The sequence below is a fragment of the Oxalobacteraceae bacterium OTU3CAMAD1 genome (genome assembly GCA_024123915.1).
Taxonomy (GTDB): Bacteria; Pseudomonadota; Gammaproteobacteria; order Burkholderiales; family Burkholderiaceae_D; genus Rugamonas.
This window is the reverse complement of record CP099650.1, coordinates 297,968-311,191: the sequence shown is the minus strand read 5'-3', so window position 1 is coordinate 311,191 and position 13,224 is coordinate 297,968. Positions and strand designations below refer to the sequence as shown.

Sequence of the window (13,224 nt, the reverse complement as noted above, 5' to 3'; positions counted from 1 at the left end):
GATTATAGTGCAGTCCCTCAACGAGCCGGACAAGCTCTGTTAAAAATGCTTACAACTCCAGAATGTTTTGTATCCATGACAACGTTTCATCGTCGATGGCGACCAGGTCGAAGCGGCACGGAGGCGGGTCGGGGTAGCGCAGCAGGTAATACTGGGCGGCGTTGATCAGGCGCCGGCGCTTGGCCGGGGTGACGCTGGCGGCCGCCCCGCCGAAGCCGGCCGCCGCGCGGCGCCGCACCTCGACGAACACCAGGCCGCCCCGCTGCTTCATGATCAGGTCGATTTCGCCGACCTTGCACAGGAAATTGCGCTCGACCAGGGTCAAGCCCTGGCCGATCAGGTGCTCGAGCGCCCGGTCCTCGCCCAGCCGGCCCAGCCGCTGCTGCTCGGTGGGCTGTCCGCTGGCGCGTTGCCGTGGCGGCGACATGGCGATCTCATCGGGCGACGGCCTGCGGCACGCCGTTTTTGTAGATGGCCGGCTGCTCGACACGCTCGAAACTGGACGTGCCCGAGCCGAAATCGACCGTCAGGCGGCCGGTGACGCCGTCGATATGGAAGCGGCCGACCGGATGGCGGCTGATTTCGCGCGCCACGCGGTAGGCGTCGATGCCCAGCGCGTACAGGCGTTCCATGTCCGCCGTGCCCGCCTGCACCGGATGCGGATAGACCATCACGGCCGGATGGTCGCGTTGCACCTGCCATGGCAGGTCGAGCAGGCGCACGCCGTCCAGCTCGGGGCCGGCGAAGGCCATGGTGGCGCCCGGGTTGAGCGCCGAAGTGCCATAGACCGGCAGCGCGCTGAACGAGCTGAGCGGTACCGGCGGCTGGGCCGGCATGGCGTCGGCGGTGCTGATGGTCGGATTGGTCGGCTCGGTCGTCACCGGCGCGCTCAAGGCGCTGCGCAACTGGCGGGTCTGGTCGGCGCCCATGGCCGAGAACAGCAGGCCGGGCGGATCCTGCGCCAGGCGCGCGCGCAGCTGCACCAAGTCCGGATCGCTGAGGTAGCCGTTGGGGGCGTTGAGCTCGACCATGCGCACCGGCTGGCCGATGCGCTGCCACTGGCCGGCGAAGGCGGCGGCGATGCGGCGCTGCCACGACGAACTGGTGGTCAATATCATCGCGCTGGCGCCGGGATGGTCCGCAGCCGCCCACTGGGCGGCCTGGCGCGCCTCTTCCTCGATCGACAGGCCCATGGCCAGCATCTTCGGCGGCAGCGGCGCGGCGCTGGCGGTGCCGTAGCCCTCCGGATAGTTCAGCGCGATGGTCGGCTTGCTCACCAGCGGGCTGGAGGCGATCGCCGCCACGGCCGAACGCGCCAGCGGACCGACGATGATGTCCTCGCGCTCGGACGCGCTGGCGTAGGTCGACAGGATGTCCTGCGGCACGTCGGTGGTCTCGATGACGGTGACGGTGATGTTGTCGCGGTCGCGCTCCCAGGCGGCCATGAAGCCGGCGCGCAACGATTCGGCGGCCGCGCCCAGGGTTTCGGAGCGCAGCGGCAACAGCAGCGCCATGTTGATCGGGGCGTTGGACGGCAGCGCGCGCTCGTCGGCCACGCGGCCTTCGGGCTGGTCGCCGGCGGGCCGGTTGCCAGTGGCTCCCGGCGCTGCGGGGGCGGCGCCGCCCGGCAGGTCGATGGCGAAGGTTTCGGCCGCCGGCGGCGTCGGCTCTGGTGGCGGCTTCGGCAGCGGTTTGGGCGGGGCGGGCGGCGGCGGGGTTGCGCTTATAATGGGCGCCATGGGTGGTATCGGCGTGCTGCCGCATCCACTCAAGGCGACGGCCGTGACCGCCGCAATCGTCGTAATAGCCGCATACCGCAGCGACAACCTCATACTTTTCATTCGACCCCCAATGACCGACCAAGATTCCCGCGCCATCTCCACCCTACCCGTGCTGGGTGAAACGGCGCACCAGGCCTATCCTAGCGCAACCTTGTATATCGTGGCGACCCCCATCGGCAATGTGACCGATATTACGCTGCGCGCGTTGCACGTTTTGAGCCTGGTCGACGCGGTCGCCTGCGAGGATACCCGCAACACGGCGCAATTGATGACACGTTTCGGGCTGCACAAGCCGTTGATCGCCGCGCACCAGCACAACGAGCGCGAAGTGGCCGAGACCCTGATCGCGCGCCTGCAGGGTGGCGAGCGCATCGCGCTGGTGTCGGACGCCGGCACGCCGGGCGTGTCCGATCCGGGCGCGCGCATCGTCGACGCGGTGCGGGCGGCCGGTTTGCGCGTATTGCCGCTGCCGGGGGCGTCGGCGGCGGTGACGGCGTTGTCGGCCAGCGGGCTGGTGAATGATCAATTTTACTTTGTCGGTTTCCTGCCGGCCAAGGCCAAGCAGCGCGAGAATTTCCTCGGCACATTGCGCGCGGTGACGGCGACGATGGTGTTTTACGAGGCGCCGCACCGGATACTGGATTGCGCCGTCGCGCTGGCGTCCGTGTTCGAGCCGGAGCGCGAAGTGGTGTTCGCGCGCGAGCTGACCAAAATGTTCGAGGAAATCCACCGCTGCCCCTTGTCGGCGGCGGAGGCGTGGATCAAGGCCGATCCGCACCGCGAAAAGGGCGAATTCGTCGTGCTGCTGGCCGGCGCGCCGGCGGCCGAGGACGAGCAGGATGTCGAAGCCGAGCGGATATTGAAGATTTTGCTGACCGAATGCTCGGTCAAGCAGGCCGCCAACCTGGCCGCCCAGATCACCGGCCGCAAGAAAAACGCGCTGTACGACCGCGCGTTACAGTTAAAAGAAGAAGACTAACAGGGACTTTCGGACAGGAAGCCAGCATCCACAAGTTCCACGTAGGGCGGATTAGGCGGCACGCCGTAATCCGCCATCTGTGAGCCGCCAACAACGCCAGCGGTCAAAACTTGCAGCCGTGATCCTTCTTCTCCAACAACCAAAATAACGGGGTCAACAGGTTGCCGCCGGGCTGGTTAAGACAACTTTTACGTTTGGCGCCTTCCATCTTGGTCGCCAGCTCGGTGGCCGTCCGTTCCGGATAAAGCGGATGGTCGTCCAGCTGCGCGACCGGCAAGCCCGCGCGCGCCGGGTCTTTCTCACTAGCCACTTTACGCGCCGTCTTCAACGCTGCGTTCATATCGAATTGCTTGGTCTGCTGCTGCTTCTGTTGTTCGGGATATAGCGGATCGGGCAGATTGTTGGCTGGCGCTGGCGCTGGCGCTGGCAACGTGATCGCCTGCGACGGCTTTTCTTCCGGCGTTTCCGCTGGCGCTGGCTTGCTGGCCCGGGCCACCTCGACCTTCTTATCCCGCTCGCGCGGTTGGACCTGCTTGATCGGTGGCGGCTCAAGCTTAAGGACCACCGGCGCCGGCGGCTTGGGCGGCGGCACCAGCCACACCGTCAGTGTTTCCTTCGGCGGCAGCTCGGCCGGTGCCTGGGGCGAGGTCAGCCGGTAGCCGAAGATCAACAGCGCATGCAAAACCACCGAAACGGCGATGCCCCAGACCATGCCGGGCCGCCGCAGTCGTGCGGGCTCGCCCAGGGTCAAGGTCGCGCTCATGGCTTTTTAGTTAAGTTATGCATACCCCGGGATCTTACCTTGAAAAAAATCGGCCGTGGTACATAATGATTTTCATAGGGGCACTTGACGGATACTGGGGCAGCTTGTATTATCTTGCTTCTTCGGAGTGTAGCGCAGCCCGGTAGCGCACCTGGTTTGGGACCAGGGGGTCCAAGGTTCGAATCCTTGTACTCCGACCAGAATCTAAAACCCCCGTTTGATGGCAACGTCAAACGGGGGTTTTTCCATTGGTTTTCGGTTTTTAAACCGTATTCATCCCCCAAATTCGGCTGTCGGTCGCATGGGTGCCCGGCACGCAGGTCCGCTCGCTAGAATGCCTTCAGTTCAAACCGGAGGTGGTGCCATGATGTCGTCCAATTTGCCGTTCAACGCCAAAGTGCCGCAGGTCGAGCACGACGCGCGACTGGTACGTAGATATTTGTGGCAGACGCTGTTGCGCTATCTGTCGGTGACCGCGCTACTCCTTACCGTCTGCCTGGCGCTTCCCGTGACCTTCATTTTCTGGTCGCTGGGCCGCGCGCCCGACGCTTCCAACTGGCTATATTTCGGTCCTGCGCTTGCTATCTTCGCCGGTTTTTGCCCGGCGACGATTTCAATGGCCTGGCAGCACTTGCGGGGGCTGCGCGAGGCAGGCGTCACGTTGACGCCGGAGATGATCTCGTCGCGTCCGCACCTGACGCTGCCCTCGCCGCTCGATCCGCTCAGTACCTATGATCTGTGCGCCGAAACGCTGTCCGGCCTCGCGCTTGGCCTGGCGCTCGGATATCCGGGTCCCGCCGCGTTTTGGCACCAGTCGTTCAAGGGGCGGATTTTGCTGGCGCCTTCGCGCATGATGCGGCTCTGGCAGAGCATGGAGGTACGGGTGACTGGCGAGCCGGGACAACAGGCGCAAGTCCACGTTCGACGCCGCTTTGGCCTGTCGTTTTTCCAGCTACAAAAGGGCGAAGCATGGCGCGAGGTGCAAACGGTGTCCGATCATCTGCGTGCCGAATTGAAGCGCCGCCACCACACGCTGCAACTTGCGCGGCGCGAGCATGAGCTGGAACGCGCCGCGCTCAACGCCAAGCTCTCTGCGCTGCAGGCGCAGGTGGAGCCGCATTTTCTGTTCAATACCCTGGCCAACCTGAAATACCTGATCCGCACCGACGGCGACACGGCGCAGCTGATGCTCGACCACCTGGTCGGCTATCTCCAAAACGCCCTGCCGGACATGCGCTCCGTGTCTTCCACTGTGGGGCGCGAGCTGGCGCTGGCAGGCGATTACCTGTCCATCATGCAGATACGGATGGGCGAGCGGCTGCGCTTCCGCATCGACGCCGATGACGCGCTGCGCATGCTGCCGTTTCCGCCGGCGATGCTGATTTCGCTGGTGGAAAACGCGATCAAGCATGGGCTGGAAAGCGCTACCCGCCCCGGCGAGTTGCTGATCCGTGCGACCGTCGATAGCGACGCGCTGCGGCTGGCGGTGCGCGACAACGGCGCGGGCCTGAGCGACCAGCCGGGCCAGGGGCTCGGCCTGGCCAACATCCATGAGCGCTTGCAGCTGTTGTATGGCGAGCGGGCGTCGTTGACGGTGGAGGCGTTGGACGATGGCGGTGTCGAGGCCACGCTGTCGGTGCCAATGCCCGTGTTGGAGGCGGCATGACCAGCGCCTTGATCGTCGAGGACGAGCCGCTGCTGCGCGCCGAACTGGTGGACCAGCTGGCGATGCTGTGGCCCGAGCTGGAGATCGCGGGCCAGGCGGAAAACGGCATCGAGGCGGTCGCGATGCTGGAGGCGCTGCGGCCCGATATTGTTTTCCTCGATATCCAGATTCCGGGCTTGAATGGGCTGGAGGTGGCGCGCCATGTACCGGAATCGGCGCAGATCGTTTTTGTGACGGCGTATGCGGAGCATGCTTTGAATGCCTTCGATGCCGGTGCCGCCGATTATCTGGTCAAGCCTCTTTCAGCGGCGCGCCTGCTGCAGACGGTAAAGCGGTTGAAGAGCCGCGAAAGCCGCGTGGTGGCGCCGGAGGTGTGGGAACGGTTGTTCGGCAAGGCGGCGGCGCCGGCTTATTTGAAGTGGATCAAGGCGTCGACCGGCAGCTCGGTGCGGCTGGTGATGGTGAAGGACGTACAGTTCTTCACGTCGGACGGCAAGTACACGCGGGTGGTGACCGCCACCGGCGACGCGTTGATACGCGTGCCGTTGAAAAGTTTGATCGAGCAGCTCGACCCGGGACAGTTCGCGCAGGTGCATCGCGGGGCGATCGTCAATCTGGAGGCGATCGAGCGTATCGACCGCGATGGGGCTTCGATGGAAATTTATTTGAAGGGGCGCTCGGAGCGGCTTGCCGTGAGCGAGGCGTTCACGCGCCAGTTCCGACAGATGTAGTCGGCGGCGGATCGCAGATGGCGGATTACGCTGCGCTAATCCGCCCTACGTGTCTCCACGTAACGCGACCGAAAATGGCCCACGGAGACACGTAGGGCGGATTAGGCGGCACGCCGTAATCCGCCATGTGTGGGCCGTCGATAATGCGTGATATTACCTAGTTCGCGCGCTTGGCGGCGATGGCGTTGCCGGCGCGGCTGGCGCCTTTGCGGCCGAGGAAGTGCGAGATAAACTGCCCCGCATCGACCACGATATCGAGGTCGATGCCGGTCTCGATTCCCAGCCCCTGCATCAGGTACAGCACGTCCTCGGTGGCGACGTTGCCGGTCGCGCCCTTGGCGTAAGGGCAGCCGCCCAGCCCCGACACCGACGAGTGGTAGATCGAGATGCCCACCTCCAGGCTGGCGTAGATGTTGGCCAGTGCCTGCCCGTACGTGTCGTGGAAGTGCCCCGCCAGGCCGTCGACGCGGAACTCGCGGATCGCGCGCTCCATCACCGCCTGCGTCTTGCGCGGCGTGGCTACGCCGATGGTGTCGGCGATGTCGATTTCGTCGCAACCCAGGTCGCGCATGCGGCCCACCACGTCGGCCACCGCGTCGAGCGGTACGTCGCCCTGGTACGGGCAGCCGAACGAGCAGCTGATGCTGCCGCGCAGGCGTAGACCGTTGTCCTTGACCGCCTTGGCCACGTCCTCGAAGCGGGCGATCGATTCGGCGATCGAGCAGTTGATGTTCTTTTGCGAGAACGCCTCCGACGCCGAGCCGAAAATCACCACTTCGTCGGCGCGCGCGGCCAGCGCCGCCGTCAGGCCCTGCATGTTGGGCGTTAGCGCCGAATAGATCACGCCGTTCTTGCGCGCGATGCAGGCCATGACCTCGGTGCTGGTGGCCATCTGTGGCACCCACTTCGGCGAGACGAAGGACGCCGCCTCGATGTTCTGGAAGCCGGCGCTGGTGAGGCGGTCCACCAGTTCGATCTTGACGGCGGCTGGCACGCTGGCTTTTTCGTTTTGCAGGCCGTCACGCGGTCCCACTTCGACGATCTTCACTTGCCGGGGCAGACTGTTCATCTTCAATATCCTTGGTTGCGGTCGACGATGTCGGCGACGGGTTCGCCCTTTTCGAGCTTGCGGATTTTCTCTGCGATCTGCTGCACGCTTTCGCGGCGCAGGGTCAGCGCCGAGATGTGCGGCGTGATCGTGATGCGCGGCTCCTGCCAGAACGGATGCTGCGCCGGCAGCGGCTCGTTGCGGAACACGTCCAGGGTCGCGGCGGCGATGTGGCCGGATTTGATCAGCGACAGCAGGTCCGGTTCGGCGATGTGCGCGCCGCGCGCGACGTTGATGATGAAGGCGCCCGCCGGGAGCTTGCCCATGTTGGTGCGGTCGACCAGGTTGGACGTCTCCGGCGTCAACGGCAGCATGCAGACCAGCACCCGGCTGCCGCGCAGGAAGGTGTCCAGTCCATCGCTGCCGTGGTAGCACTGCACGCCCGGTACGCGTTTTTCGCTGCGGCTCCAGCCGCGCAGCGGGAAGCCGAACGGCGCCAGCGCTTCGAGCACCCGCGTGCCCAGCACACCCATGCCCAGCACGCCGACCGGGAAGTCGCCCTTGGTATGTTGCGGCAGCGGCGCCCACAGGCCGGAGCGCGCCTGCGCCTCGTATTCGTCGAAACGGCGGAAGTAGCGCAGCACCGAGTACGTGACGTATTCGGCCATCTGCACCGCCATGCCGGCGTCCCCGAGGCGGATGATGGGCACCTCGCGCGGAATGGCGTCGCCGAAGCGCAGCAGCGCGTCGACGCCGGCGCCGGTGTTGAAGATCGCCTTGACCTGCGCCAGTTCCGGCAGCATGGCTTCGGGTGGCGACCACACCACCGCGTAGTCGCAAGGCTGGCTGGTTTCACCGGCGTGCCAGATTTCGAATTCCGCCTCGGGCAGGAATTTGGTGAAGTCCTTGATCCACGGCTCGGTCTTGCCGTCCGCGCGATGTAGAAGAATGCGCATGATGATCTCCCTGATCTCTCTTTACGCCGTCTTGAACGCCAGCAGCGGTGCGCCATCGGCCACCTGGTCGCCAACGCCGTAGAGGATGTCATCGACCACCCCATCGTGCGGCGCGGCGATGGTGTGTTCCATTTTCATGGCTTCCATGATGACGAGGGCGTCCCCTTTCTTCACTTCCTGGCCTTTGGCGGCCAGCACCGCGACCACCTTGCCCGGCATCGGCGCGGTCAGTCGGCCGCCTTCGGCCTCCGTCTCGCCGGCGTGGGCCATCGGGTCGTTGTAGGTCAACTGGTAGTGCGCGCCGCCGGTGAAGACGTGCAGCACGTCGCCGTCGCGACGCACCGCGCCGTGCACGGCCTGGTCGCCCAGTTTGATGCTGTAGCCGTCCGCGCCCTCGGCGGTGAGGCTGAGGGCTTCCGGCTGCGCGCCCGCGCCCACGCTGAACAGCCAGCCGTCGGCGCGGTAGCTGACGTGGGCGGCGTAGGGCTGGTCGCTGGCGAATTCGTCGCTGAACGACAGCGCGCGCACGTACGGCTGGTTCATGCGCCAGCCCAGCGCCTGGCCCCACGGGTCGGCCGGGTTGGCGCGCGATTGGGCGGCGGCGCTTTGTTTTTCGGCGGCGATCAGCGACACCACGGCCAGGGCCAGGGCGGCTTTCGGCGCGGCCTGCGGCGCCGGGAACAGGGCGTCCTGATTGCGTTCGATCAGGCCCGTGTCCAGATCGGCGGTGGAGAAGGCCTGGCCTTCGACCAGGCGCTTGAGGAAGGCGATGTTGGTCGCCAGGCCAACCACCTGGTATTCGGACAGCGCCTGCGCCATGCGGGCCAGCGCCTGTTTGCGGTCCGCGCCCCAGACGATCAACTTGGCGATCATCGGGTCGTAGAACGGCGAGATGGCGTCGCCGGCGCGCACGCCGGAATCGATGCGCACGCCGGCCGGCACGCTGACAGACGAGCCTGCGCCAAGCTCGAACGAGACGGCGTCCGGCGTGGCCAGATGGCGCAGGGTGCCGATCGACGGCAGGAAGCCTTTTTCCGGGTTCTCGGCGTAGATGCGCGCTTCAATGGCGTGGCCTTTGATGGCCAGTTCGTGCTGCTGTTTCGGCAGCGGTTCGCCGGCGGCCACGCGCAGCTGCCATTCCACCAGGTCGGTCCCGGTGATCATCTCGGTGACCGGGTGCTCGACTTGCAGGCGGGTATTCATCTCCATGAAGTAGAACGAGCCGTCCTGGTTGGCGATGAATTCCACCGTACCGGCGCCGACGTAGCCGACCGCCTTGGCGGCGGCCACCGCCGCCTCGCCCATCGCGGCGCGGCGTTCGGCCGTCATGTTCGGCGCCGGCGCTTCCTCCAATACCTTCTGGTGGCGGCGCTGCACCGAGCAATCGCGCTCGAACAGGTAGATGCAGTTGCCGAGGGTGTCGGCGAAGACCTGGATTTCGATGTGGCGCGGACGCTGGAGGTATTTCTCCGCCAGCACCTTGTCGTCGCCGAAGGAGCTGATCGCCTCGCGCTTGCACGACGCCAGCGCGTCCTTGAACTGCGCCGAGTTTTCGATCACGCGCATGCCCTTGCCGCCGCCGCCGGCCGAGGCCTTGAGCAGCACCGGGTAGCCGATCTTGTCGGCTTGCGTATGCAGGAAGTCGGCGTCCTGCTGTTCACCGTGATAGCCCGGCACCAGCGGCACGTTGGCCTTTTCCATCAGCGACTTGGCGGCGGACTTGGAGCCCATCGCGCGCATCGCCGATGCCGGCGGGCCGATGAAGACCAAGCCCGCTTCGGCGCAGGCGTCGGCGAAGGCGGCGTTCTCCGACAGGAAGCCGTAGCCGGGATGGATCGCTTGCGCGCCGGTGGCCTTGGCGACGGCGATGATCTTGTCGCCGCACAGGTAGCTTTCTTTCGCGGCGGCGGGGCCGATCAGCACCGCTTCGTCGCAGACGGCGACGTGCTTGGCGTTGGCGTCGGCCTCGGAGTAGACGGCGACGGTTTTGATGCCCATGCGGCGAGCGGTGGCGGCGACCCGGCAGGCGATCTCGCCACGGTTTGCGATCAGGATTTTGGTGAACATTTTTGTCTCCGATTATTTTTTGTTTTTAACCCACCACCGTGTTATTGGCCCGCCGGTGTCCGGGAGATGGGGTCGTACCCCAAGGGGTACGACCCCGCATGGCCTTACGGGTTTGCATAGCTTTGCGGATTAGCAGCCGCACTTTTCCTTCGGCGCCGATTCCAGCACGGCGCCACGGGTTTTGAGGCCCAGTTTCGCCAGCAGGTTGCGGTCGTCCTCCGCTTCCGGATTCTCCGTCGTCAGCAGCTTGTCGCCGTAGAAGATCGAGTTGGCGCCGGCCATGAAGCACATCGCTTGCACCGCTTCGCCCATCTGGCGGCGGCCAGCCGAAAGCCGCACGCGCGCCTTCGGCATCGTGATGCGGGCGACGGCGATGGTGCGCACGAATTCGAACGGGTCCAGCGGGTCCATGCCGTACAGCGGCGTGCCTTCGACCTGCACCAGGTGGTTGACGGGCACCGATTCCGGATACGGGTTCAGGTTGGCCAGCTGCGCGATCAAGCCGGCGCGCTGCAGGCGCGTCTCGCCCATGCCGACGATGCCGCCGCAGCAGACCTTCAGGCCCGCTTCGCGGATGCGGCCCAAGGTGTCCAGGCGGTCCTGGTATTCGCGGGTCGAGATGACGTTGTCGTAGAACTCGGGCGCGGTGTCCAGGTTGTGGTTGTAGTAATCCAGGCCGGCGTCCTTCAGGCGCTGCGCCTGGCTTTCCTCCAGCATGCCCAGGGTGGCGCAGGTTTCCAGGCCGAGCGCCTTCACTTCGCGCACCATCTCCTCGACCTTGTCCATGTCGCGCTCCTTCGGGCTGCGCCAGGCGGCGCCCATGCAGAAGCGGGTGGCGCCGTTGTCCTTGGCTTGGCGGGCCGCGTCGAGCACCGTGTCGATGTCGAGGATCTTCTTGGCTTCGACGCCGGTGTCGTAGCGCGCCGCCTGCGGGCAGTAGCCGCAGTCTTCCTCGCAGCCGCCGGTCTTGATCGACAACAGCGTGGCCAGTTCGACGTCGCCGTCCGGGAAGTTGAGGCGGTGCGTTTGCTGGGCCTTGAACATCAGGTCATTGAACGGCAGGTCGAACAGCGCCATCACGTCTTCCAGCGGCCAGGTTGCCGCCGGCGGCAGGGTGATCGCGGCGGTCGGGCGGTGCAGGGCGACGGTTTTAGGTTCTTGGAGGGTGGTCATGGACATTGTGTTTCCTTGTCTGTTCAAAGTTCGTTCAAAGTTTGTTCCGGGTTGGCCAGTTGGGCAGCTCGGTAAAATCGATATGGGCGGCGGCGGCTTCCGCGCTGGGGTTCTCCAGGCGCGGGATGCGTCCCAGCAGCGGCGCGTCGATGCGCTGCGCCAGCGCGGCGACGTTTTCGTCGGCGAAGGCCATGTCGGCCTGGGTTTCGTTGGCGACCCAGCCGATCACGGTCAGGCCGCGCGACTCGATCGCCTCGACCGTCAGCAGCGCGTGGCTGATGCAGCCGAGCCGCAGGCCGACCACCAGCACCACCGGCAGCGCGAGCTGCTCGGCCAGGTCGGCGGTGTCGAATTCGTCGTTGAGCGGCACGCGGAAGCCGCCGACGCCTTCGACCACCACGGCGTCGGAGGCGGCGTTGATTTCGACATAGGCCGCCAGGATCGGCACCGCCGAAATGGTGATGCCCTCGAGCGCGGCGGCGATGTGCGGCGCGGCCGGCTCCTTGAGCAGGAACGGCGTGGTGATGGTCGGCAGCAGGTGGACATTGCCGGCGGCGGCCAATTGGTCGCAGTCGTCGTTGTGCCATTCGCCGTCGCGCAGCTCGGCGCCGGCGGCCACCGGCTTCATGCCGCAGGCGCGCACGCCGGCCTTCACCAGGGCGTGCAGCATCGCCGACGAGACCAGGGTCTTGCCGATTTCCGTGTCGGTGCCGGTGACGAAGCAGCAAAAGCGCGGCGGCAGGCCGCCGGCCAGCACCGCCGGTTGCACCTCTGGCTCCTGCTCCAGTACCTCATCAACCGCTGGCGCGTCGGACGGTATGTCGACTGCTATGACGGGATCATCGAGACTCATCTGACGTCCTTTCCGAAGGCATCCAAATTATTCAGCGCGGTGATCAACTGCGCCACTTCCATGCTGCTATGGGCCGCCGACAGCGTCACCCGCAGGCGCGACGTGCCTGGTGCGACGGTTGGCGGACGGATAGTGCCGACCCACAGCCCTTGTTCGTACAAGGCCGCGCCGGCGCGCATGGTTTCGGCATTATCGCCGATCAGGATAGGTTGGATCGCCGTCATCGACGGCAAACGCCGCCAGCGATGAAGTTTGAGCCCAACCTGGCCATCGTCCAATTGTGCCACCAATGCGGCCAGGTGCGCGCGCCGTTTTATGCCTTCCTGGCCCTCGATCAGGTCAACGCTGGTCAGCAGGGCGTGCGCTAGCGCCGGCGGCGTGGCGGTGGTGAAGATGTAGGGCCGGGCCTTCTGGATCAGCGTTTCGATCACGGTCTCGTGGGCGGCCACGAAGGCGCCGCCGACGCCGACCGCCTTGCCCAGCGTGCCCATGTAGACCAGGTAGGGCGAGCGCAGGTTGAAATGCTCCAGTGCGCCCCGTCCATGACCGCCCAGGGTGCCGAAGCCGTGGGCGTCGTCGATCACCAGCCAGGCGCCGTGCCGTTCGCACAACGCGAGAAGGGCCGGCAGCGGCGCCAGGTCGCCGTCCATGCTGAAGACGCTGTCCGTCACTACCAGCTTGGTAGCGGCGTTGCTGGCCGCGAGCATGGCGCCCAGCGCCTCCAGGTCGGCGTGCGGGTAGACGGTGACCTTGGCGCGCGACAGGCGGGCGCCATCGATCAGCGACGCGTGGTTGAGCGACTCGGAGAAGATTTCGGCCTCGCGGTCGCCGGCGGTCAGGCCGGTGATGATTGCGAGGTTGGCCATGTAGCCGGTGCAGAAGGTGAGCGCGCGCGCGGACTCCAGATGGGCGCCGACGAATTCGGCCAGGCGGTCCTCCAGCATGGCGTGGGCGCGGACATGCCCGCTGATCATGTGCGAGGCGCCGCTGCCGACGCCATAAATCGCCGCGCCTTCCTGCAGCGCGAGCTTGAGCTTGGGGTGGTTGGCCAGGCCCAAATAGTCGTTGCTGCAGAAGGCCAGCAACTGGCGGCCGTCGACCGACACGCGGGCGCCGCATGGCGTGTCGACGGTGCGGCGCTTGCGGATCAGGCTTTGCTCGTCGAGGGCGCGCAGCTGCTGCGTGAGTTGATTCAGGAGCTTCATCG

12 protein-coding genes and 1 tRNA gene are annotated in these 13,224 nt (G+C 65.9%); 4 read left to right on the top strand and 9 right to left on the bottom strand.

Annotated features, from left to right (window positions below; genetic code table 11):
* Positions 1-49: 49 nt before the first annotated feature.
* On the bottom strand, positions 50-427 hold the full coding sequence (locus NHH88_01230; protein USX14450.1) for a YraN family protein: 378 nt from the start codon (positions 425-427) through the stop codon (positions 50-52).
* Between the two features lie 7 nt (positions 428-434).
* Positions 435-1,739 carry a penicillin-binding protein activator gene (locus NHH88_01225; protein USX14449.1) on the bottom strand — a complete coding sequence of 435 codons (1,305 nt, stop codon included), beginning with the start codon at positions 1,737-1,739 and terminating at the stop codon, positions 435-437.
* A gap of 112 nt (positions 1,740-1,851) precedes the next feature.
* On the opposite strand from NHH88_01225, the gene rsmI reads away from it, so the two are divergent.
* Positions 1,852-2,760: a 16S rRNA (cytidine(1402)-2'-O)-methyltransferase gene (gene rsmI, locus NHH88_01220; GenBank protein ID USX14448.1), complete on the top strand. Its 909-nt coding sequence runs from the start codon at positions 1,852-1,854 to the stop codon at positions 2,758-2,760.
* Positions 2,761-2,863: 103 nt separating this feature from the next.
* Here rsmI and NHH88_01215 read toward each other — a convergent pair whose 3' ends face one another.
* On the bottom strand, positions 2,864-3,523 hold the full coding sequence (locus tag NHH88_01215) for a hypothetical protein (GenBank protein USX14447.1): 660 nt from the start codon (positions 3,521-3,523) through the stop codon (positions 2,864-2,866).
* Between the two features lie 123 nt (positions 3,524-3,646).
* On the opposite strand from NHH88_01215, the gene NHH88_01210 reads away from it, so the two are divergent.
* From NHH88_01210 to NHH88_01200, 3 genes are all read left to right on the top strand, one after another.
* A tRNA-Pro gene (locus NHH88_01210) sits at positions 3,647-3,723 on the top strand.
* A 164-nt stretch (positions 3,724-3,887) separates the two neighbouring features.
* Entirely contained in the window at positions 3,888-5,189 is a 1,302-nt protein-coding gene (locus NHH88_01205; protein ID USX14446.1) for a histidine kinase, read from the top strand.
* A complete protein-coding gene (locus NHH88_01200; GenBank protein USX14445.1) occupies positions 5,186-5,920 on the top strand; it encodes a LytTR family DNA-binding domain-containing protein in 735 nt (244 codons plus the stop codon). The genes NHH88_01205 and NHH88_01200 overlap by 4 nt, the downstream gene beginning before the upstream one ends.
* Positions 5,921-6,077: 157 nt before the next feature.
* On the opposite strand, the gene NHH88_01195 is transcribed toward NHH88_01200, so the two are convergent.
* From NHH88_01195 to bioF, 6 genes are all read right to left on the bottom strand, one after another.
* Positions 6,078-6,989 carry a hydroxymethylglutaryl-CoA lyase gene (locus NHH88_01195; protein USX14444.1) on the bottom strand — a complete coding sequence of 304 codons (912 nt, stop codon included), beginning with the start codon at positions 6,987-6,989 and terminating at the stop codon, positions 6,078-6,080.
* A 2-nt stretch (positions 6,990-6,991) separates the two neighbouring features.
* On the bottom strand, positions 6,992-7,924 hold the full coding sequence (locus NHH88_01190; protein USX14443.1) for a glyoxylate/hydroxypyruvate reductase A: 933 nt from the start codon (positions 7,922-7,924) through the stop codon (positions 6,992-6,994).
* Between the two features lie 21 nt (positions 7,925-7,945).
* Positions 7,946-9,991: an acetyl/propionyl/methylcrotonyl-CoA carboxylase subunit alpha gene (locus NHH88_01185; GenBank protein USX14442.1), complete on the bottom strand. Its 2,046-nt coding sequence runs from the start codon at positions 9,989-9,991 to the stop codon at positions 7,946-7,948.
* Between the two features lie 129 nt (positions 9,992-10,120).
* Positions 10,121-11,170 (bottom strand): biotin synthase BioB, encoded by a 1,050-nt coding sequence (gene bioB, locus NHH88_01180; GenBank protein ID USX14441.1) that lies wholly within the window; start codon positions 11,168-11,170, stop codon positions 10,121-10,123.
* A gap of 28 nt (positions 11,171-11,198) precedes the next feature.
* On the bottom strand, positions 11,199-12,017 hold the full coding sequence (bioD, locus tag NHH88_01175) for a dethiobiotin synthase (protein ID USX14440.1): 819 nt from the start codon (positions 12,015-12,017) through the stop codon (positions 11,199-11,201).
* Positions 12,014-13,222: an 8-amino-7-oxononanoate synthase gene (gene bioF, locus NHH88_01170; GenBank protein ID USX14439.1), complete on the bottom strand. Its 1,209-nt coding sequence runs from the start codon at positions 13,220-13,222 to the stop codon at positions 12,014-12,016. The genes bioD and bioF overlap by 4 nt, the downstream gene beginning before the upstream one ends.
* Between the last annotated feature and the right edge of the window lie 2 nt (positions 13,223-13,224).

Excerpts from the sequence above, each read along its gene's own strand:
- NHH88_01185 (USX14442.1), bottom strand. The coding sequence starts at position 9,991 with ATGTTCACCAAAATCCTGATCGCAAACCGTGGCGAGATCGCCTGCCGG.
- NHH88_01230 (USX14450.1), bottom strand. The coding sequence starts at position 427 with ATGTCGCCGCCACGGCAACGCGCCAGCGGACAGCCCACCGAGCAGCAG.
- NHH88_01195 (USX14444.1), bottom strand. The coding sequence starts at position 6,989 with ATGAACAGTCTGCCCCGGCAAGTGAAGATCGTCGAAGTGGGACCGCGT.
- NHH88_01205 (USX14446.1), top strand. The coding sequence starts at position 3,888 with ATGATGTCGTCCAATTTGCCGTTCAACGCCAAAGTGCCGCAGGTCGAG.
- bioF (USX14439.1), bottom strand. The coding sequence starts at position 13,222 with ATGAAGCTCCTGAATCAACTCACGCAGCAGCTGCGCGCCCTCGACGAG.
- NHH88_01200 (USX14445.1), top strand. The coding sequence starts at position 5,186 with ATGACCAGCGCCTTGATCGTCGAGGACGAGCCGCTGCTGCGCGCCGAA.
- NHH88_01190 (USX14443.1), bottom strand. The coding sequence starts at position 7,924 with ATGCGCATTCTTCTACATCGCGCGGACGGCAAGACCGAGCCGTGGATC.
- rsmI (USX14448.1), top strand. The coding sequence starts at position 1,852 with ATGACCGACCAAGATTCCCGCGCCATCTCCACCCTACCCGTGCTGGGT.
- NHH88_01225 (USX14449.1), bottom strand. The coding sequence starts at position 1,739 with ATGGCGCCCATTATAAGCGCAACCCCGCCGCCGCCCGCCCCGCCCAAA.
- NHH88_01215 (USX14447.1), bottom strand. The coding sequence starts at position 3,523 with ATGAGCGCGACCTTGACCCTGGGCGAGCCCGCACGACTGCGGCGGCCC.
- bioD (USX14440.1), bottom strand. The coding sequence starts at position 12,017 with ATGAGTCTCGATGATCCCGTCATAGCAGTCGACATACCGTCCGACGCG.
- bioB (USX14441.1), bottom strand. The coding sequence starts at position 11,170 with ATGTCCATGACCACCCTCCAAGAACCTAAAACCGTCGCCCTGCACCGC.